Annotated in this window: 16 protein-coding genes; 9 read left to right on the top strand and 7 right to left on the bottom strand. The window is 68.7% G+C overall.

The window, feature by feature from the left end; translation table 11 throughout:
- Positions 1 to 5: 5 nt before the first annotated feature.
- The 3 genes from tsaB to WKW82_RS02405 all read right to left on the bottom strand — a co-directional run bounded on the left by tsaB (position 6) and on the right by WKW82_RS02405 (position 2618).
- A complete protein-coding gene (gene tsaB, locus WKW82_RS02415; protein ID WP_340340649.1) occupies positions 6 to 689 on the bottom strand; it encodes a tRNA (adenosine(37)-N6)-threonylcarbamoyltransferase complex dimerization subunit type 1 TsaB in 684 nt (227 codons plus the stop codon).
- Positions 682 to 1698, bottom strand: coding sequence for a DMT family transporter (locus WKW82_RS02410; RefSeq protein WP_340340648.1), 1017 nt, complete (start codon positions 1696 to 1698; stop codon positions 682 to 684). Before WKW82_RS02410 ends, tsaB begins: the two co-directional genes overlap by 8 nt.
- Positions 1699 to 1850: 152 nt before the next feature.
- The gene (locus tag WKW82_RS02405; protein ID WP_340340647.1) at positions 1851 to 2618 is read right to left on the bottom strand and encodes a DeoR/GlpR family DNA-binding transcription regulator; all 768 of its coding nucleotides are present in this window, start codon (positions 2616 to 2618) and stop codon (positions 1851 to 1853) included.
- A gap of 81 nt (positions 2619 to 2699) precedes the next feature.
- On the opposite strand from WKW82_RS02405, the gene WKW82_RS02400 reads away from it, so the two are divergent.
- The 7 genes from WKW82_RS02400 to WKW82_RS02370 all read left to right on the top strand — a co-directional run bounded on the left by WKW82_RS02400 (position 2700) and on the right by WKW82_RS02370 (position 12775).
- Positions 2700 to 3284 carry an NUDIX hydrolase gene (locus tag WKW82_RS02400; RefSeq protein ID WP_340340646.1) on the top strand — a complete coding sequence of 195 codons (585 nt, stop codon included), beginning with the start codon at positions 2700 to 2702 and terminating at the stop codon, positions 3282 to 3284.
- A gap of 72 nt (positions 3285 to 3356) precedes the next feature.
- Entirely contained in the window at positions 3357 to 3743 is a 387-nt protein-coding gene (locus WKW82_RS02395; RefSeq protein ID WP_340340645.1) for a hypothetical protein, read from the top strand.
- Positions 3744 to 3825: 82 nt separating this feature from the next.
- Entirely contained in the window at positions 3826 to 5058 is a 1233-nt protein-coding gene (locus WKW82_RS02390) for a TolC family protein (RefSeq protein ID WP_340340644.1), read from the top strand.
- A complete protein-coding gene (locus WKW82_RS02385) occupies positions 5055 to 6302 on the top strand; it encodes an efflux RND transporter periplasmic adaptor subunit (RefSeq protein ID WP_340340643.1) in 1248 nt (415 codons plus the stop codon). Before WKW82_RS02390 ends, WKW82_RS02385 begins: the two co-directional genes overlap by 4 nt.
- Entirely contained in the window at positions 6299 to 9493 is a 3195-nt protein-coding gene (locus tag WKW82_RS02380; protein WP_340340642.1) for an efflux RND transporter permease subunit, read from the top strand. The genes WKW82_RS02385 and WKW82_RS02380 overlap by 4 nt, the downstream gene beginning before the upstream one ends.
- Positions 9494 to 9727: 234 nt before the next feature.
- On the top strand, positions 9728 to 11137 hold the full coding sequence (gene dacB, locus WKW82_RS02375; RefSeq protein ID WP_340340641.1) for a D-alanyl-D-alanine carboxypeptidase/D-alanyl-D-alanine endopeptidase: 1410 nt from the start codon (positions 9728 to 9730) through the stop codon (positions 11135 to 11137).
- 231 nt (positions 11138 to 11368) lie between these two features.
- Positions 11369 to 12775, top strand: a complete 1407-nt coding sequence (locus WKW82_RS02370; RefSeq protein ID WP_340340640.1) for a lipase family protein — start codon at positions 11369 to 11371, stop codon at positions 12773 to 12775.
- 525 nt (positions 12776 to 13300) lie between these two features.
- Here the strand turns inward: WKW82_RS02370 and WKW82_RS02365 are convergent.
- From WKW82_RS02365 to purE, 3 genes are all read right to left on the bottom strand, one after another.
- Positions 13301 to 14305 (bottom strand): L-threonylcarbamoyladenylate synthase, encoded by a 1005-nt coding sequence (locus WKW82_RS02365; RefSeq protein WP_340340639.1) that lies wholly within the window; start codon positions 14303 to 14305, stop codon positions 13301 to 13303.
- Positions 14306 to 14489: 184 nt separating this feature from the next.
- Entirely contained in the window at positions 14490 to 15671 is a 1182-nt protein-coding gene (locus WKW82_RS02360) for a 5-(carboxyamino)imidazole ribonucleotide synthase (RefSeq protein ID WP_340340923.1), read from the bottom strand.
- Between the two features lie 2 nt (positions 15672 to 15673).
- Complete coding sequence (gene purE, locus WKW82_RS02355) at positions 15674 to 16234, bottom strand: 5-(carboxyamino)imidazole ribonucleotide mutase (protein ID WP_340340638.1); 561 nt, start codon at positions 16232 to 16234, stop codon at positions 15674 to 15676.
- 33 nt (positions 16235 to 16267) lie between these two features.
- Between purE and WKW82_RS02350 the strand changes: the two genes are divergently transcribed.
- Both WKW82_RS02350 and WKW82_RS02345 read left to right on the top strand, forming a co-directional pair.
- Positions 16268 to 17188: a tetratricopeptide repeat protein gene (locus WKW82_RS02350; protein WP_340340637.1), complete on the top strand. Its 921-nt coding sequence runs from the start codon at positions 16268 to 16270 to the stop codon at positions 17186 to 17188.
- Between the two features lie 23 nt (positions 17189 to 17211).
- The gene (locus WKW82_RS02345) at positions 17212 to 17709 is read left to right on the top strand and encodes an META domain-containing protein (RefSeq protein WP_340340636.1); all 498 of its coding nucleotides are present in this window, start codon (positions 17212 to 17214) and stop codon (positions 17707 to 17709) included.
- Positions 17710 to 17755: 46 nt separating this feature from the next.
- Here the strand turns inward: WKW82_RS02345 and WKW82_RS02340 are convergent, their stop codons facing one another.
- Positions 17756 to 19864: a carboxypeptidase regulatory-like domain-containing protein gene (locus tag WKW82_RS02340; RefSeq protein WP_340340635.1), complete on the bottom strand. Its 2109-nt coding sequence runs from the start codon at positions 19862 to 19864 to the stop codon at positions 17756 to 17758.
- Positions 19865 to 19904 lie beyond the last annotated feature (40 nt).

The following is a 19904-nucleotide window of genomic DNA, read 5'->3' as shown; positions in this document are numbered from 1 at the left end:
CGGTTTCAGGTGGTGGTTCCGCTGCGGATGCGCATGCGCTCTTCGGTGGTCTGCGCGACTTTATCGCGGACGTACAGCGGCCACGCATCCGCCGGCGCAACGGTGCGGCCGGCGGCGATCATTGCCGGGGCGAGTCGCAACAGGGCCGCGGCGGTCGGCAGCACCTCGTGGCGCGCGGCGGCTGCAGGGAGTCGATCGCCGTACGCCTGGAAGGCATTGCCCGCCAGTGCCCAGCCTTGGGGCACGCGCACTTCCTCCGGCGCCAGCAAGCGAGGCTCGCAGGCGGACTCAAGCGCATCGAAGTCGTACTCCGCCGCATAGACCTGGTCCATGCGCGCATCGAGCAAGGCCACCACGCGCCGAGAACCGAAACGATCTCGCGCCTCCTCGGCCACCGCGTGCAGCGTGTCGATGGGCAGCAGGCGCACGCCCGCGCCAAAGCCCAGGCCCTGCGCCACCGAACACGCCGTGCGCAGCCCGGTGAAGGAGCCCGGGCCGCGCCCGAACGCGATGGCGTCCAGCTCTCGCAGCGTGAGCCCGGCATCGGCCAGCAACTGCTGGATCAGCGGGATCAGCGTGGTGGACGATTGCGCGCCGCCCGCGCCGGTGTGGACATGCAGCGCATCGCCGTTGCGCACGGCCACCGAAAGATGCTCGGTGCTGGTGTCGAAAGCGAGGAGCTTAGGCATCGGCCTTCCCCGCGGCACGCACCAGGGGCGTGGCCGGTGCCGACGCGTTCGGCCGCACGCGCTGCACGCCGAACAGGATGCCGCCCGTCACCAGCAGCAGCCCGACCAGCAGGCTCCAGTGCAGCGGCTCGCCGAGGAAGATCACCGCGGCAAAGGCGGACAGCCCCGGCACCAGCGCCGTGATCATGGTGGACCGCACCGGCCCGAAGTACTGGATCATCCGTGTGAACGTGATGCCCGAGATCACCACCGACCCGAGCCCCTGGAACAGCATCTGGAAGGCGATCTCGCCCACCGGCGCGGTGCCCAGGTGGCTGTTGACCCAGCCGACCGTCACCAGCAGCGCATACACCGGCACGAAAGTCAGCGTCGCGAACACCGTGATCGCGATGGTGGCGCGCACCGCATCGAGCCCGTTGCTGCGCGCCACGATGCTGTAGCAGGCCCAGCAGAAGGCGGCGCTCATGAAGAGCAGGTCGCCCTTCCAGATCTCACCGCCCTCGAAAGCATGCAACAGGCTGCTGCCGCCGACCATCAGGTCGCCGATGACGATCAGCGCCAGCCCGGCCGCGCGCATCGGCGTGATGCGATCGCGCAGCACCACCGCAGCCAGCAAAGTGGTCCAGAGTGGCAGACTGCCCGGCAACAGCACCGAGGCATGCGCGGCCGGTGCGTAGAAGAAGCCGGAGTACGCGAGCAACGCATAGCCCAGCCCGCCGAACACGCCGCCCAGCGCCGTCACCCGCAGGCCCAGCGGCGACAGGCCGAACAACGAGCTGACGACCGGTCCACCACCGGCCTCGCGCCGCGCCTTGCGGACCAGCCATGCGCCCCAGGGCATCAGCACCAGGCTGGCGCCGCACATGCGCGCGACGGCAATGTCGAAGGGCGTGAGCGAACGCGCGGCCGAAGCCCGGGCGATCACGATGAAGGCAGTCCAGACGAGCACCGTGATCACGGCCGCGCCGATGCCGATGGTGCGCGGGGAGAGGCGGGGAGCGACGGGCATCGGGGGATTATCGAGGGCGGCCCGCCAACCCCGGCGCGCCGGGGCCAATGCATGGGCCAATACCGCTCCCTCAGCCCCGGCACAAATGAAACCGATGCGTTTCGTGCCACGTCAAGGCCCAAACCTCAGCGACACCAGGGGCTCCGCACCACTCACGCCGCTGCATCAGCCTGCACGATTCGCGCCGCGGCCTTGCGCAATGCGGCCAGCGCCTTGGCCGGCGCCGTAGGGGCCACCAGCAGCGTGACACCTGGGCCCAGCGGATGGATCACGCAAGCCGATGCCACGCCGATCTTCTCGGAAGAAGCCAGCACCACCGTCTCCGCCGACGCCGCCATCAGCGCGCGCTTGATGTGCGCCTCTTCCAGGTCGGCCGTGGTGAGGCCGGCCTGCGCTTGAACGCCGGTCACGCCCATGAAGTAGGTGTCGGCGCGGACCTGCGCGATCGCCTGCAGCGCCGCCGCGCCAACGGCCACCATCGAATGCTTGAACAGCCGCCCGCCGACCAGCACCACCTCGACGCCCGCATGTCCGGCCAGTTCGACCGCGACCGAGGGGCTGTGCGTGACCACCGTCGCGCGCAGCGAAGCGGGCAGGTGCCGCGCCATCTGCACGGCCGTGGTGCCGCCATCGATGAACACCACCTGCCCCGGCAGCACCATGCGCGCGGCGGCGCGGCCGATCAGGCGCTTGTCGGCCGTGGCGATCTTTTCGCGGCCCGGAAAGTCGGCCTCGGCCGGCGCCAGCGGCAGCGCGCCGCCATGCACGCGTTGCAGCAGGCCCTCGGCCGCCAGCTCGCGCAGGTCGCGCCGGATCGTGTCTTCCGACAGGGCCAGTTCCTCGCTGAGCGCACGGGCGATGACCTGCCCGTCGCGCCGAAGCGCCTCGAGGATGTGTTGCTTGCGTTGACGGGTGAGCATGGCCTCGATGGTAGGCGATGAATGCACGAATCTGCACGTTTTATCTTGAAGCTGCACGAAATTGCTTCTACGATCGCCACCATGAAGCTGCAAGAACGCGTCCGGGTGCACGAAGTCACCCTGCTCTCCGACAACTGGTACGTGCTGAAGAAGACCGCCTTCGACTGGCGCCGCAACGACGGGCAGTGGCAGCGCATGGAGCGCGAGACCTACGACCGCGGCAACGGCGCCACGCTGCTGCCCTACGACCTCGCGCGCCGCACCGTGCTGCTGACGCGGCAGTTCCGCTATCCGACCTTCGTCAACGGCTATGGCGAGTTGCTCATCGAGACGGCGGCCGGCCTGCTCGACGACGCCGCGCCCGAGGAACGCATCCGCGCCGAAGTCGAGGAAGAACTCGGCTACCGCATGGGCCATGTGGAGAAGGTCTTCGAATGCTTCATGAGTCCCGGCTCGGTCACCGAGAAGCTGCACTGCTTCGTCGCGCCCTACGACGCCAGCATGCGCATCGGCGATGGCGGCGGACTGGCGCATGAGGGCGAGGACATCGAGGTGCTGGAGTTGGACATCGACGAGGCGCTGGCCATGGTGGCGGACGGGCGCATCGTCGATGGCAAGACCGTGATGCTGCTTTATCACGCTCGATTGCATTTGTTCGTTCAGTAGCGTCCGAGAAGTCACGCAAGGTCGGATGGATATCGCCGTCCTGGCAGCATCCATCGCTACACTTTCGGCCTCATGTTCCGCTTCCGGTCCGCCCATCGCTGCTTCTCCGCCTTCGTGGTGATGCTGTCGCTGTTGTTCTCGCAACTGGCGCTGGCGGGCTATTCGTGTCCGGCGATGGCCGCGCCCGAGTCGATGGCCGAGCGCATGGCCCGCGGCGCGCCGTGCGAGGGCGGTGACGAGGTGCAGCCGGTGCTGTGCCACCAGCATGCGGTCAATGCGTCGCAGTCCTTCGAGCCGGCCAAGCCGGTCACGCCTTCGCTACCCATGGTGGTGCAGGTGCTGCCGGCACCATCGATGCTGCCGGTGACCGACGCTGCCGGCCTGCGCGTGGCGCACGTGCCCGAGCAGCGACCTCCACCCGATCCCGTCTTCCTCGCGACGCGCAGACTGCGCGTTTGACATCTCCGTCGACCTGAGCTGACCGGTGCTGGCGCGGCCTTGCCGCTTGCCAGCCATCGCCTCGTTGTTTCGCGGAGATCCCATGTCCATTCCCCTGATACGTTCGGCCGTCCTGGCCGTGGCGCTGTTGCCCTGCCTGGCCAGTGCCGAAACCCTTACCCTGGAGACGGCGCTGCAACGCGCGGTCCAGCGCTCCGAAGCCGCACGCGCCTCGCGTGCCGGCGTGCTGAGCGCCACCGAGAGCGCCCGCGCCGCCGGCCAGTTGCCCGACCCGATGCTGCGTGTCGGCATCGACAACCTGCCCGTCACCGGCGCTGACCGCTTCAGCACCACGCGCGAGCCGATGACCATGAAGCGCGTCGGCATCAGCCAGGAGTGGCTGTCTGCGGACAAGCGCAACGCACGCCAGGCCGCTGCCGACGCCTCGGTGGAACGCGAGACGGTGCAGGCCCGCGCGGCCATCGCCGAGGTCCGCCTGCAGACGGCGCTGGCGTATGTCGATGCCTTCTATGCCGCCGAATCGTCGCGGCTCGCCACCGCAATGGAGCACCACGCGCGGGAGGAATTCGAAGCGGCACGCGCGCGACTCGCTGCGGCGGCGGCTGGCAGCCAGGAGGTTCTAGCGCTTGGCGTCGCACGTGGCCAAGCCGAGGACGAGGCGAGCGACGCCCTGCAGCAACAGAACGCTGCGCGGCTTGCCCTGCAACGCTGGGTCGGCTCGACGCCCGACGACCTCGCGCCGTTGGCCGAGTTGCCGATACCTGACGAGGAGGCCTACGTGGCCGCCCATCCGACCATCGCCGCATTGCAGCGCGATGTAGAAGTGGCGAAGCGATCTGCCGCCGTCGCAAGCAGCAACCGCTCGCCCAACTGGACCTGGGAAGTGGGCTACGGCCAGCGCACGGGTTACTCAGACCTGGTGTCCGTCGGCGTGAGCATCCCGATCCCGGTCGCGCCCGACGCGCGCCAGGACCGCGACACCGCCGCGCGGTTGGCCTTGGTCGACAAGGCCGAAGCCGATCTGGCGGAAGCCACGCGCGTCGCCACCACGCAATACCAGACGCTGCAGGCCGACACACAGCGCCTGCGGCAACGCATCGAGCGCTACCGCACCAGCGTGCTCACCGTCGCGTCGCAACGCACCGCCGCCGCGATGGCTTCCTACCGCTCCAACCAGGCGTCACTTGCGACATTGTTCGAGGCGCGCCATGCCGAAGTCGAAGCGCAACGCAAGCTGCTCGCGCTGCAGCGCGACCTGGCCAGGACGCTGGCCCAACTGGTGTTCCGTCCCATCGTTGACGAGGTGTCCCCATGAAACGCACCCGTCTCGCGGCCCTGTCGCTGGTCGCCGCCCTGTTGATCGCGGGCGGCGCGTTCCATGCGGGCCGCACGCTCGGCCCCGCTCCCGACGAGCACGCGGCCCACGCGCCGGCCCCCGCTGCCAGCACGCCCGAACCCGCGGCCGAAAAGAAGATCCTCTACTGGCACGACCCCATGGTCCCCGGGGCGCGCTTCGACAAGCCCGGCAAGTCGCCCTTCATGGACATGCAGCTCGTCCCGATGTATGCCGACGCCGACAGCGTGAGCGGCACCCGGATCGATCCGACCATCCAGCAGAACCTCGGCATCCGCCATGCCACGGTGCGACGTATCGAATCGAACACATCGGTCGAAGCCATTGGCTCGGTGCAGTTCGACGAACGGCTCGGCGTGGCGGTGCAGACGCGCGTCGCCGGCTATGTCGAGCACCTGGCCGTGCGTGCGCCGATGGAGTCGGTGCGCAAGGGCCAAGCCCTTGCCACGGTCTTCGCGCCCGAATGGCTGGCACCGCAGAACGAACTGCTGGCCTTGCAGCGCTCGGGCGTGTCGCAGGAGATCATCAGCGCCGCACGCGATCGCATGCGCGCGATGTCGATTCCCGCCGAGCTCATCCGCCAGAGCGAAAAGGCCGGCTCGGCGCAAGCCCGCTTTACCTTGACCGCACCCGCGAACGGTGTCGTCACCGAACTGGGTGTGCGTGAAGGCATGGCCGTCACACCCGGCATGACGATGTTCCGCATCGGCGGGCTCGACAAGGTCTGGGCCGTGGTCGAGGTCCCTGAGGCACAGGCCTCGCGCATCCGCGTCGGGCAGAAGGTCAAGGCTGTCTTGCAGGCTGACGCGACGCAGTCCTTCGACGGCAAACTGACCGAGATCCTGCCGCAGATCGATGCGGCCACACGCACGCTGAAGGCCCGCTTCGCGGTCGACAACGCGCAACGCAAACTCGTGCCGGGCATGCTGCTACGGTTGCAAGTGGAAGGGCCGAAGACCACGCGCCTGGTCGTCACCTCGGAGGCCGTGATCCGCACGGGCAAGCGCGCGGTCGTGATCGTGCGCAAGGCCAATGGCGCCTTCGAGCCACGCGATGTGACGCTCGGCGCAGACCTCGGCGACGACATCGAGATCATCGACGGACTCACCGAGGGCGAGCAGGTCGTCGCGAGCGGCCAATTCCTCATCGACTCTGAAGCGCGCCTGCGCTCCGTGCTCGGCAACATGGCCCCGCAGAAGCCATGATCGCCGCGCTCATCCGCTGGTCTATCGGCAACCGACTGCTGGTGCTGATGGCCACGCTGCTGCTCGTCGCGGCCGGCCTCTGGTCGGTCATGCGCACACCGCTCGACGCATTGCCGGACCTGTCGGACACGCAGGTCATCATCCGCACCCCTTGGCCCGGCAAGGCGCCGCAGGTGGTCGAGGACTTGGTCACCTATCCGATCACCACCACCATGCTCGGCGTGCCCGGCGCAAAGACGGTGCGCGGTTATTCCTTCTTCGGCGACTCCTTCGTCTACGTGCTGTTCGACGACAAGACCGATCCGTACTGGGCCCGCTCGCGCGTCGTCGAGTACCTCAACCAGGTGCAGGCCCGCCTGCCCACCGGCGCCAAGCCCGCGCTCGGACCTGACGCGACCGGCGTGGGCTGGGTCTACGAATACGCGCTGGTCGACCGCACCGGCGCCCATGACCTCGGCCAGTTGCGCGCGCTGAACGACTGGTTCCTCAAGTTCGAACTCAAGACCGTGCCCGACGTGGCCGAGGTCGCCAGCATCGGCGGCATGGTGCGCCAATACCAGGTGGTGCTGGACCCCGAGCGCATGCGCTCGCTGGGCATCACGCAGGGGATGGTGGTCGACGCGCTGCAGAAGGCCAACCAGGCCAGCGGCGGTTCGGTGGTGGAGATGGCCGAGGCGGAGTACATGGTGCGTTCGCGCGGCTACCTGCGTTCGCTCGACGACTTCCGGACCATTCCGCTGACGCTGTCCGGCGCCACGCCCGTGTTGCTGCGCGACGTGGCCACAGTGCAGGTCGGGCCCGAGATGCGCCGCGGCATCGCCGAGCTGGACGGGCAGGGCGAAGTCGCAGGCGGCGTCGTGGTGATGCGCTCCGGCAAGAACGCCCGCGCGACCATCGCGGCGGTCAAGGCCCGGCTGGAATCGCTCAAGCCCAGCCTGCCGCCGGGCGTGGAGATCGTGCCGGTGTATGACCGCTCGCTGCTCATCGACCGTGCCGTCGACAACCTGCGCAGCAAGCTGGTCGAGGAGTTCATCGTGGTCGCGCTGGTGTGCGCGGTGTTCCTGTTCCACCTGCGCTCCGCCCTGGTGGCGGTGGTGGCGCTGCCGGTCGGTGTGCTGGCCGCCTTTGCCGTCATGCATTGGCAGGGCGTCAATGCCAACATCATGTCGCTGGGCGGCATCGCGATCGCCATCGGCGCGATGGTCGACGGCGCCATCGTGATGGTGGAGAACCTGCACCGGCACATCGAGGCCTTCGAGACGAAGCATGGACGGCAGCCGGACCCGCTGAAGCGCTGGCGGCTGGTGGCCGATGCCTCGGTGGAGGTCGGGCCTGCCCTCTTCTTCTCGCTGCTGGTCATCACGCTGAGCTTCGTGCCGGCGTTCTCGCTGGAGGCGCAGGAGGGCCGGCTGTTCTCGCCGCTGGCCTTCACCAAGACCTATGCGATGGCGGCTGCGGCCGGCTTGTCGGTGACGCTGATTCCGGTGCTGATGGGCTGGCTGGTGCGAGGCCGCATACCTCATGAGGCGGCCAATCCGGTGAACCGTTTCCTGATGGCGATCTACCGGCCCGCGCTCGAAGCGGTGCTGCGGTTTCCGAAGGCTACGCTGGTGGTATCGGTGCTCTTGCTGGCCTTGAGCATCGTGCCGCTGCTGCGCCTCGGCGGCGAGTTCATGCCGCCGCTCGACGAAGGCGACCTGCTGTACATGCCGTCCGCCCAACCAGGGCTGTCGGTGTCGAAGGCCGGCGAACTCCTGCAGCAGACCGACCGCCTGATCAAGACCGTGCCGGAAGTGGCGAGCGTGTTCGGCAAGGCAGGCCGCGCCGACACGCCGACCGACCCCGCGCCGCTGGAAATGTTCGAGACCACCATCCAGTTCAAGCCGCGCAAGCAGTGGCGTTCCGGCATGACGCCCGACAAGCTCGTCGCGGAGCTGGACCGCGTCGTGAAGGTGCCGGGCCTCACCAACGTCTGGGTGCCGCCGATCCGCAACCGCATCGACATGCTGGCCACCGGCATCAAGAGCCCCGTCGGCATCAAGGTCGCGGGTGCGGACCTGGCCATCATCGACGCGCTCACCGCGCAGATCGAAGCGGCAGTGAAGAAGGTGCCCGGCGTGTCTTCGGCACTGGCCGAGCGGCTCACCGGCGGGCGTTACGTCGATGTCGACGTGGACCGCGCAGCGGCAGCGCGCTACGGGCTGTCGGTGGCCGACGTGCAGGCTGTGGTGTCCACCGCGATCGGTGGCGACAACGTCGGCGAAGTGATCCAGGGGCGCGAACGCTATCCCATCAACGTGCGCTATCCGCGCGAGATCCGCGACTCGCTGGAGCGCCTGCGCACGCTGCCCTTCGTCACCGACAAGGGCGCGCAACTGTTGCTGCAGGACGTGGCCCGGGTCCGCATCGAGGACGGCCCGCCGATGCTGCGCAGCGAGAACGCGCGCCTGTCGGGCTGGGTGTATGTCGACGTGCGCGATAGAGACCTGCGCTCTACCGTCAACGACATGCAGGCGGCCGTTGCCAAGTCGGTGACGCTGCCGGCGGGCTATGCCGTGTCCTGGTCCGGCCAGTTCGAATACCTGGAGCGCGCGACCGAGCGCCTGAAGCTGGCGGTGCCGGCGACGCTGGCCGTCATCTTCGTGCTGCTGTACCTGCTGTTCCGGTCCTTCGGCGATGCGCTGCTGGTGATGGCCGCCGTGCCCTTCTCGCTCATCGGCGGCCTGTGGCTGGTGTGGGCGCTGGGGCATGCGGTCTCGGTGGCCACGGCGGTGGGCTTCATCGCGCTGGCCGGTGTGGCGGCGGAGTTCGGCGTGGTGATGCTGGTGTACCTGCAGAACGCTCTGTCGCGGCGACTCGCGGCCGGCGAGCCCATGAACGAGCAGACCCTGCTCGCCGCCATCCGCGAAGGCGCCGTGCTGCGCGTTCGGCCGAAGGCCATGACAGTGGCGGTGGTGATGGCCGGGCTGTTGCCAATCTTGTGGGGCAGCGGAACAGGATCGGAGCTGATGACCCGCATCGCCGCGCCGATGGTCGGTGGCATGGTGAGCGCGCCCTTGCTGAGCATGCTGGTGATGCCGGCGGCGTGGTATCTGCTTCGACGGAGGGGCATGGCAGGTGCGGGTGCCGCAGGATCGGCCACGTCCGCAACCGCGACCGCGACCGCGACCGCGACCGCGACCGCAAACTGATCCTTGCTGCAACTTCACCTCTGCCGCAGGAACCAGAACCAGAACCAGAACCAGAACCGGCGCCGAAGCCGAAGCCGAAGCCGAAGCCGAAGCCGAAGCCGAAGCCGAAGCCGAAGCCGAAGCCGAAGCCGAAGCCGGGGCCGAGGCCGAGGCAGTTGCCGCCGCCAGAACCGCAATCGAAACCGCCGCCGATGGCACCGCCGCCTCAGACGGCCCGACCGGGATAATCCACCGATGCGATTCGCCCCCCTCCTCTCCTTGGCCGCCGCGACGCTGTTCAGCCTCGGCGCCGCCGCCCAGCAAGCCCTGCCCCCCGAAGTCGACGCCGCGCTGGCCCGCGCCAAGGTGCCGCGCGATGCCGTCACCATGCTGGTGATCGATGCCGAAGGCGGCAAGCCGCCCCGCCTGGCCTGGCGCTCACAGACGCCGGTGAACCCTGCGTCGATCATGAAGCTGGTCACCACCTATGCCGGCCTTGACCTGCTCGGCCCGGCGTACGCCTGGACCACGCCCGTCTACGCCGACGGCCCGGTCAGCAACGGCGTGCTCAACGGCAACCTCTACATCAAGGGCCAGGGCGACCCCAAGTTGGTGGTCGAGCGCCTCTGGCTGCTCATGCGCCGCGTGCAGGGCCTCGGCATCCACACCGTGGGGGGCGACATCGTCATCGACCGCAGCGCCTTCGAGAGCCCGACCGAGCCCGATCCCGCGGCGTTCGACGGCGAGCCGCTGCGCCCCTACAACGCATCGCCCGATGCGCTGCTGATCAACTACAAGTCGGTGGTGATGACCTTCGTCCCCGAGCGCCAGGCGCAGACCGCGCAGGTCAACTTCGAACCCACACTGGCGGGCGTCACGATGCAGCCCACCGTGCCGCTGTCCGCTGGCGAATGCGGCGACTACCGCAGCAACCTGCGCGCCGATTTCAGCGACCCGACGCGCATCCGCTTCGGCGGCAGCTTCCCAGCCGCCTGTGGCGAAAAGACCTGGGCCGTGGCCTATGCCGATCCGCGCAACTACGCCGCGCGCGCCGTCGGCGGCATGTGGAGCGACATGGGCAACCAGCTCAAGGGCCAGGTGCGCGAGGGCCGCGTGCCGGCCGGGCTCAAGCCCGTGTTCGAGGCCGTCTCCCCGCCGTTGGCCGAGGTCATCCGCGACATCAACAAGTACAGCAACAACGTGATGGCGCAGCAGCTGTTCCTCACGCTCGGCCTGCAGCAGAAGAACCGCGGCACGCTCGACGGCGCGCGCACCGCCGTGCGCCAGTGGTGGAACGACCGCATCGGCACCGGCGAAGGCCAGCCCGTGCTCGACAACGGCTCCGGCCTGTCGCGCGAGGAGCGCATCACCGCCGCCGCGCTGGCCAAGATGCTGCAGCATGCGTGGCGCTCGCCGGTGATGCCCGAGCTCGTGTCGTCGCTGCCCGCCAGCGGCGTCGATGGCACCTTGAAGAAGCGCGCCCTGCGCTCCGGCGGCACCGCGCACCTCAAGACCGGCTCGCTGCGCGACGCGGCCGGCGTGGCAGGGTACGTCGATGGCGAGAGCGGTCGCCGCTACGTGCTGGTGGCCATCGCCAACCATGCCAACGCCGGCGCCGCGCGTCCGGCCTTCGACGCACTCGTGGACTGGGCCACGCAGGACTGAGAAGGCGCGAATCCTTCCACTTCGGCCACCGATCCGGGGCCTGCGGTCATCGCCGCACGAGCGTTCGGGTTCTCGTCCGCGAACCAGTCTCCCGGCTGGCCCCACGCGGCGAAATGCTCACGCCATCCTTGCCTCCCGAATGTCGGTCAAATCCTCCCGGGCAGTACTTTCGTCGTAGGACATCGGCTAACATTGCCCGCGTTCGTCCAAAACAAAATTCAGGGAAAACAAATGAGACATTTCCAGATGTGGAGCGTGGCGGCCGCGACCGCCGCCTTGACGGCTTGCGGCGGTGGAGGAGGCGGCAATGACGCCTCCCTCGCGATCCTCGCGGCCACCCTGGCAGCGCAGAAGAACGCGACAGTCACCCCCCAAACCCCCGCGCCAGGCTCGCTGCGCGACCCCGCGGTCGTCGCGGCCACGCTCAGCGCGGCGCAGATCGACGCGGCCACGGGCGCCAGCGGCTTGCAGGCGCTCAGCGGCAAGGCGAAGTGCGACGTCAAGGTCGTCCCGCTCAACTACAACACCATCGGCGTCAAGGGCGAACCGGCCAATGCCTCGGGCGTGCTGCTGCTGCCGGCCGGGGCTTGCGCCACCAGTGCCGCGCCACTGCTGGCCTATGCCCGGGGCACCGAAGTGTCCAAGCCGCGCACCATGGCCAACCCGCAGGACGGCGAGACCCAATTGCTGCTGGCCCTGTTTGCATCCCAGGGCTATGCGGTGGTGGCCACCGACTACCTGGGCTACGCCAAGTCGACCTACGCATTCCACCCCTACCTGCACGCGGATTCGGAAGCCAGCGCGGTGATGGACTCCCTGCGCGCCGCTCGCCTCGCGGCAGCCAGCCAGTCGGCCCCGCTGTCGGGCAAGGTGATGTTCACGGGCTATTCGCAAGGCGGCCATTCATCGATGTCCGCGCATCGCGCCGCCGAACGCGACAACGCCGCCGAGTTCAATGTCGTGGCGGCCGCCCACCTGGCCGGTCCCTACTACCTGTCGAACACGATCAAGTCCACCGACGCCATCGCCGGCTACCAGGTCTTCGTCCCGTTCCTCATCAACTCGTACCAGAAGGTCTACGGCGACGTCTACGCGAACCCCAGCGTCGTCTACCAGGCCCCCTACACCAGCGATGCGTACAACACCAGGTTCGGCAGCATCGCCGACCTGCTGCCCAGCCCGACGCTCACCTTCACCACGCTCATCACCAGCGGCGCGGTACCGGGCGCCAATGGGGAGACGCCTGCCCAGGCGCGCGATGCGCTGTTCCAGCCTGCATTCGTGGCGGCGGTGCAGACCGACCCGGCCAACAAGCTGGTCCTCGACGCGAAGAAGAACGACCTGCTGGGCTGGAGCCCGAAGGCCAGCACCCTGCTGTGCGGTGGCGCCGCCGATCCGACCGTGCCGCCCGCGGCGCACATGGTCCCGCTGATGGCGGACTTCCGGGCGCGCGGTGTGACGACTGTGACCAGCGTCGACGTGGACTCCCAGATCCAGGCCACCTACGGACCGAACGGCGCAGCGCCGACCGACCCGGGATCGCCTGAATTCGCCGCCTACTACGGCAAGTACCACGGCACCTACGAGCCGCCGTTCTGCCTGTTCGCGGCGCGCACGCTGTTCGATGCGATGAAGTAGCGGTTGGCCGGCCAGGCTGGCAGGCAGTCCGCCTGCTGGCCTGTCGCTCCGCCAGGATCAGCGCCGCGCGGCCGGCCGCCTTCACGTGGCCGACCTGCGCTCGCAACGGCCGCTCCGCTTCCGCCGGCGTCCGTCCGGCCGCGGGACGCAGCAAGTCCTGGCTCACGACACGCAAGGTGCTGGCCGAGGTCAGGCAGAAATGGATCGCCGTTTCCCTCGACTGCCCCAAAGAGCCGCCCTTCCTCCTGGAGAACTGTGCGTTCGCCGGCCGATGACGGCGCCGAAAGCGCTAATGAGGGCAGGTCACTGTCGGCACGTGGAAGCACACGCCTCGATGGCAGCGAGCGCGCCACCAAGCAGATTCAACTCGGCCGCTTCGCTTTCATCATCCTCCCAGGATCGTTTGTCGGTCCCATCTGGCCTGGGGCTCCGCCAGGTATTCCTGCCAGCGGAAGCCGGCGTCGAGTCAAGCTTGACGCCCGTCACCGAGCCCCCAGCCTTCGCCGCCGAAACAGCGCGAAATGCTCAGTCCGCCGCTGCGGCGCGGCGCAAGCGGTCGCGCACGCCTTCCCACTCGGGTGAATCGGGCGGCGTCTCGATCCAGATCAGCCGAGCGCCGCCCGCATCGAACTCGCGCAGCACCGCAAAGAGCTGTTGCGCGGCGGCGACCGCATCGTCCGGCATGCGCCGTTGCAGCACGCGCTGCGAGCGGCTCTTGAGCCCGGTGCGCGACCACACCGCGATGTGCGCGGCTTCGGCGCCCAGCACATCGAGCCCGGCTTGCAGCGCGCGGGCATCCATCAGGCGCAACCTGGCATTGGGCGCGTAGTGCGCTTCCAGCGTGCCGGAGGCGCGCGGGTCGGGCTGGGCCAGTTCGGCGGGATCGCGCACGCGCTCGCCACAGGCGGCCTCGACCTGCGCGCGCGTGATGCCGCCCGGGCGCAGCAGCACGGGCACGCCCCGGCTGCAGTCGATGATGGTCGACTCGATGCCGACATGGCATGGGCCGCCGTCGATGACCATCAGGCCGTCGCCGAACTCGTCATGCACATGCGCCGCGGTGGTCGGGCTCACGCGCCCGAAGCGGTTGGCGCTCGGCCCGGCCAAGCCGGGAACGCCTTGCGCCAGGCAGGCCGCCAGCAGCGCCTGCGCCACCGGATGCGCGGGACAGCGCAGGCCGATGGTGTCCTGCCCGCCAGCCGCGGCCGCGCCAACGCCGTGCTGGCGCGAAACGATCAAGGTCAGCGGCCCGGGCCAGAACGCCTTCTCGAGACGCTCCGCGAACGGTGGCAGCGGCTGGGCGAAACGCGACACCGCCTCGGCGCCGGCAGCGCCCGCCGCCACATGCACGATCAAGGGATGATCGCTCGGACGCCCCTTGGCCGCGAAGATGCCGGCCACGGCCGCATCGCTGGCGGCATCCGCGCCCAAGCCGTAGACCGTCTCGGTCGGAAACGCAACCAGGCCGCCCGCGCGCAGCAGCACCGCGGCCTGGTGGATGGCTTCGGGGGAGTGGCCGTCGAAGATCATGGGAGAACCAGTCCACCCGCCGGGCCGCCCCAAGGGCGGACTGCACCCCCTCGGGGGGCAGGGAGGACACGCAGTGCCGAACGTGGGGGCTGCACCAGTCCACCCGCCGGGCCGCCCCAAGGGCGGACTGCGCCCCCCCGGGGGGCAGAGAGGACACGCAGTGCCGAACGTGGGGGCTGCATGTTCATTCCGACAGCGGTATCGGCAAGCCCAGCAAGGCAGCCGCGAAATCAGCCGTGCTGCGAACGGCATTGATATCCGCACCGGTCACGTTGAGGTGGCCCATCTTGCGCCCGCGCCGCGCCTCGGCCTTCCCGTACAGATGCAAATGCACCCCGGGCAGCGCCAGCACATCCGCCCAGGGCGGCTCGCGTGGCGTGTCGCCGTCCGGGAACCACAGGTCGCCCAGCAGGTTGAGCATGATCGCCGGGCTGTGCTGTCGTGGCTGCGTGAGTGGCAGGCCCGCGAGCGTGCGCACCTGCAATTCAAACTGCGAGATGTCACTCGCGTCCATGCTCCAGTGCCCGCTGTTGTGCGGTCTAGGCGCCATCTCGTTCACGACCAGCGTGCCATCCATCAGCACGAAGAACTCGACGCAGAGCACGCCCACGTATTCAAGGCCCTCCGCAATCGACCGGGCCGCGGCCGTGGCCTGCTCCGCCACGTCGATGGGCATGCTGTATTCGTGGACCTCGGTCACGGCCAGGATGCCGTCGCGGTGCAGATTGCGCTGCGCCGGCAGGTGCACCATCAGTCCGTCGCGGCCGCGCGCCACGATCACCGAGCATTCGAAGTCCAGCGCAAGCATCTTCTCCAGCACGCAGGCGACGCCACCGGCAGCCTGCCATGCGGCGGCCAGCTCCTCGCGCGTGCGCACGCGCTGCTGGCCCTTGCCGTCGTAGCCGAGCCGCGCGGTCTTCAGGATGCCGGGAAGCAGGTCGTCGTCGACAGCGGCCAGGTCGGCCGGGTCCTTGAGCACGGCATGTGGCGCACATGAAACGCCGCAGCGGATGAAGTGCGCCTTCTCGCGGATGCGGTCCTGCGCAATGGCCACAGCCGCCGCGGCAGGCGACACGGGCCGCGCCACGGCAAGGTGCTGCAGCGAAGGCGCGGGCACGTTCTCGAACTCGGTCGTGATGGCGTCCGCCAGTCCAGCGAGCCGCGCCAGACCATCGACATCCGCATAACCGGCGGGAACGTGGTGGTGGCTGACGTGCCCGGCGGGGCTGTCCGGGTCCGGATCCAGCACCGCCGTTGCATAGCCCATGCGCTGTGCCTCATGCACGAACATGCGGCCGAGCTGGCCGCCGCCCATCACGCCGAGCGTGGCGCCGGGAAGGATGGGTGCGCCGTTCTCGCGCGCCACGCTCACAACGCGCCCCCGCCTTGCGGCGAGAAGAGCGGAGCCGCGGCGCCGGGCGACGCGGCATCGGCGCCCGGCGGCGGCAGGGTCATGGCCTGGGCCGTGGCCGTCTGCGCCGCGCGGAAGGTGTCGAGCTGGGTGCGCAGGCGCGGATTGTTGACGGCCAGCATGGCCACCGCGAACAGCGCCGCATTGGCCGCGCCCGCGTTGCCGATGGCGAAGGTGGCGACCGGCACGCCCTTGGGCATCTGCACGATGCTGTAGAGCGAATCGACACCCTGCAGGTGGCGGCTCGCGACCGGCACGCCGAGCACCGGCACCGTCGTCTTGGCGGCGAGCATGCCCGGCAGATGGGCCGCGCCGCCCGCGCCTGCGATGATGGCGGCCAGCCCGCGCGGGGCAGCGTTCTCGGCGTAGGAAAAGAGCTGGTCCGGCATGCGATGGGCAGAGACCACTTGTGCTTCGTGCGCAATGCCGAATTGCTGGAGAATCTCGACGGCGTGGCGCATCGTCTCCCAGTCGGAGTTCGAGCCCATCACCACACCGACCTGGATTGCTTGGTTCATGGTCGCAATTTTACGTTTGACACACCTTTCCCGATGATCGACATCACCCTCGACAACTTTCAGACCGAACTCATCGAAGGTTCGATGGACGCGCCCGTGCTGCTGGACATCTGGGCCGAATGGTGCGGTCCCTGCAAGCAGCTCGGGCCTGTGCTCGAGCAATTGGAGGTCGAATACGCCGGCCGCTTCACGCTGGCCAAGCTGGACGCCGACAAGGTGCCGCAGATCTCGCAGCAGCTCAGCCAGATGTTCGGCGTACGCAGCATCCCCTTCTGCGTGATGTTCAAGGGCGGCCAGCCGGTAGACGGCTTCGTCGGCGCCGTGCCGGCCGCGGAGATCCGCAAGTTCCTCGACAAGCACGTGCCCGCCGCCGAGGAACTCGAAGCCGCCGCGCAGGAAGAAGCCGCGCAAGAGGCGCTGGCCGAGGGCGACACCGAAGGCGCGCTCGAAAAGCTGCAGCATGCGGTGGCCACCGATCCGGCCAATGACGAAACCCGCTTCGACTACATCAAGCTGCTGCTGCAGCAGGGCCGCGACGACGATGCGAAGGTGGCCTTCGCGCCGGTGATCAGCAAGGCCCCGGCGGTGCGCCGTTTCGACGCGTTGCAGCGCTGGATGGACGCCATCGACTTCGCCAACCCGCCGACCGGCGCCGCGCCCGTGCTCGCCGACATCGACGCGAAGATCGCCGCCGCCAAGCGCGACTTCCCCGCCCGTTTCGACCGCGCCCGCCTGCTCATGGCCGCGCAGCAATGGACGGATGCGATGGACGAACTGCTGGAGATCCTCATGCGCGACAAGGCCTGGAACGAGGAGCTGGCGCGCAAGACCTACGTGGCCATCCTCGAGATCATCGAACCGCCGAAGGTCAAGGTCGCCGATGGGCAGATTCCGCCGGCCGATCCGACTGTCTCCACCTACCGGCGCCGCCTCAGCAGCGTCGTCCTGAGCTGATTCCCCTGGACGGAACACGCACCATGCCCGCCATCCCACCGCAGGTTTCGGCCCCTTCGACGGCCTCCCGGCTTCTCGCTGCCGCGCGACTCACGTGCGCCGGCATCGGATTGTTCGCGGTGTCGGCCTGCTCCAGCGTGAGCCTCGACGAACCGCTCGAAGGCACGCCCTGGCGGCTGGTGCAGCTCGAAGGCCAGCAGGTGATGATCGGCGCCGACCCGAAGATCGATCCGACCCTCCAGTTCGACGCCGGCTCGCAACGCGTGAGCGGCAATGGCGGCTGCAACAACCTCTCGGGCGGCTACAAGCGCAGCGGCAATGCGCTGCGCATCGGCCCGCTCGCCTCCACCCGAAAAGCCTGCATCGACGCCAGCCGCTCGCGCCTGGAAAGCCGCTTCCTGGCCGCGCTCGAAGCCACCGCCGGCTACACCGTGAAGGGCGGCCAGCTCACGCTGCTGGACGGTCGCTCGATGCCGCTTGCGGTGCTGGACCTCGGCTTGCGGACGGCATCGCCTCCTTGACCGGGGAGGCGGATGCACCGGCAGGCATGGCGGCTCCCGCCGCAGCTCATTGCAGCTTGTACAGCCCCACGATCTTGCTCATCTCGACCTGACGCGCGCTGCGCACCCACAGCTCGAAGCTGTTGAGGGTGGTGCCTTGCGCGTATTGCGGGAAGCCGAAGCTGGTGTCGCAATGAAGGTCCATCGCGGTTTGCTTCGAGCACCGGACAACGGTCTTGCGCGCCAGGCTCGCCACGCCTGTGGCGTCGTTGAAGCGTGCACCGGCTTGACCGGCGACGCTGCTGCCGAAAGGTGCGCGGCCATAGGCGATGAACGATGTCGGCGCCAAGGCCCCCGGCGGAACCGTCCAGGCGTCCACGTTGCCGTCGCTGCTGAAGTCAACGATGTTGGGCTTTGCCTGGCTCGCCGCACCGAACGTGAACGCTCCCGCAGCGGCGCTCGAACCGATCAGCCCGACCCGCATCGACGGCGTGAGATCCACGAACGATGCCTGGCGGATCTCACCGAGGGTCAATGGCCGCGACAGCGTGCGGTAGGCCTGCACCACGTTGGCCACGGCATCGTTGGCATGGAAGAACTCCAGGGTCCACGCGCTCTGGTCATTCAATGCGCTGATGCGCGAATCGGTGTATTGCGGACTCGCGAAGTACAGCGCGGTTTCCTTCTCGGCGGGGTTGCCTGGCGTCGACCGATCCAGGTACTCGCCGCGCAGGCGGAAGACCGGACTGGAGGTGAGTGTGACGTTGTCCTCGCGCGTGACCACCAGGTATGAAAGGCCGGGCGTTGGCACGAAGACGCGCTGCTCTCCGCTGGCCGCGGTGACCAACACCTTGCTGAACAACGGAGCGCCCGCGCCATCGACTCGATTGTCGATATAGACGTTGTAACCCGTGGTCAGGGAACTGAAGGCCGGCGTGTTCAGCAGGTCACGGCGTTGTGCAAGGGGACGCACGCTCGCGCTGTACGCGTTGGTATTGCCGGCGAGCTTGAGAACGCCGCCGACATTGCGCGCCGCGAGGGTGTCGTGGTCGGTGTTGCCCAGGGCATCGGTCCAGCGGTAGCTCAGCACCATGTCGCCGTTGGCGCGGAAGAACTCGACGTTGGCACGGTCCCATTGGAGGCCGGTGGCGCCGCTGCGGAACAGAGAGGCGAATGCCCCCTGGTTGCTGGCGTCGCGGCCCACCGCGAGGCCGTTGGCAAGGTAGGTGTTCGGGTCATCACCCACGAACAGCGTGCGACAGGCCGGTGCGGAGACATCCGCCGCCCCGCCGATCGCGCTTGTCGTGTCGCTTGCACCGCGGATGCGCTGGGACAGCGGCAATGCATAGCAGGCCGTCAGTCGGCTGACGAATGCGGCGACGACGTCGGGCGCTGGCACCGGCGCGACGTCCTGCGCCGTCAATGTGGCCGGCAATGCCGGGATCGCCGCATCGCTGCTGCGAAAGACGATGGAGACCGGCGCACTGTCGGCAGCCGTAGGCAAGGTCTTGACCGTGATCTCGACGTTGGCAGCGCTGCCGTCAGGCCGCACGCTGACCACGAGCGCGTCGAGCACCTTGTCCTGCCCCGTGCCATTGGCGGAAAACGCACCGGCGATCGGATCGATGGTGGTTTCGCCGAGTGCGCCCAGCAGCGGCTGCAGCGCCGAGGCCAATGCCGCGACCTGCGCGTTGAGGGTGTCGGCCGTCACCGTGGCCGGCGTGGTCTTTATCGCACCGGCCAGGCTGGCGGGATTGCCCTCGGGCGAAAGCCTGGCAACGATCACCGTCGTGAGCGAGCTCACGTTGGCAACGCCAGAGGCAGTGGCCGACGTGCCGTACAAGGTCTGGTCGTCGCGCACGGCGCGGATCGCCAGGGGCGCCCGGGTGGTGCCGGCCAGCGTGCACGCATAGGCGCCCTTTTCGTCGGTGGTCGTGTCACACACCTTGGTGCCAGCCTGGTCCGTGACGGTGAGGGCCGCGTGGGCGAAGGGGGCGCCGGTGGCAGCCACGCCGCTGAGGGTGGTGGCGGTGGGTGTCGTGGTGGTGGGAGCGGGTGTCGTGCCGACGGTGCCGATCGGAAAGTAGCTACCGCCGCCTCCACCGCCGCATCCCGAAATCGCCAGTACCAACGCACCGGACACGGCCAGGCAGGTACGCGAAAAGCGCTTGTTCATCGAAGTCTCCCTGAATTTGGTGTGGCATCCGCTTCGCGCA

Origin of the sequence: Variovorax rhizosphaerae (assembly GCF_037889975.1) — a bacterium.
GTDB lineage: Bacteria > Pseudomonadota > Gammaproteobacteria > Burkholderiales > Burkholderiaceae_C > Variovorax > Variovorax rhizosphaerae.
Note: the sequence above shows the minus strand (reverse complement) of the source record. Positions and strands in the feature narration are given on the sequence as shown.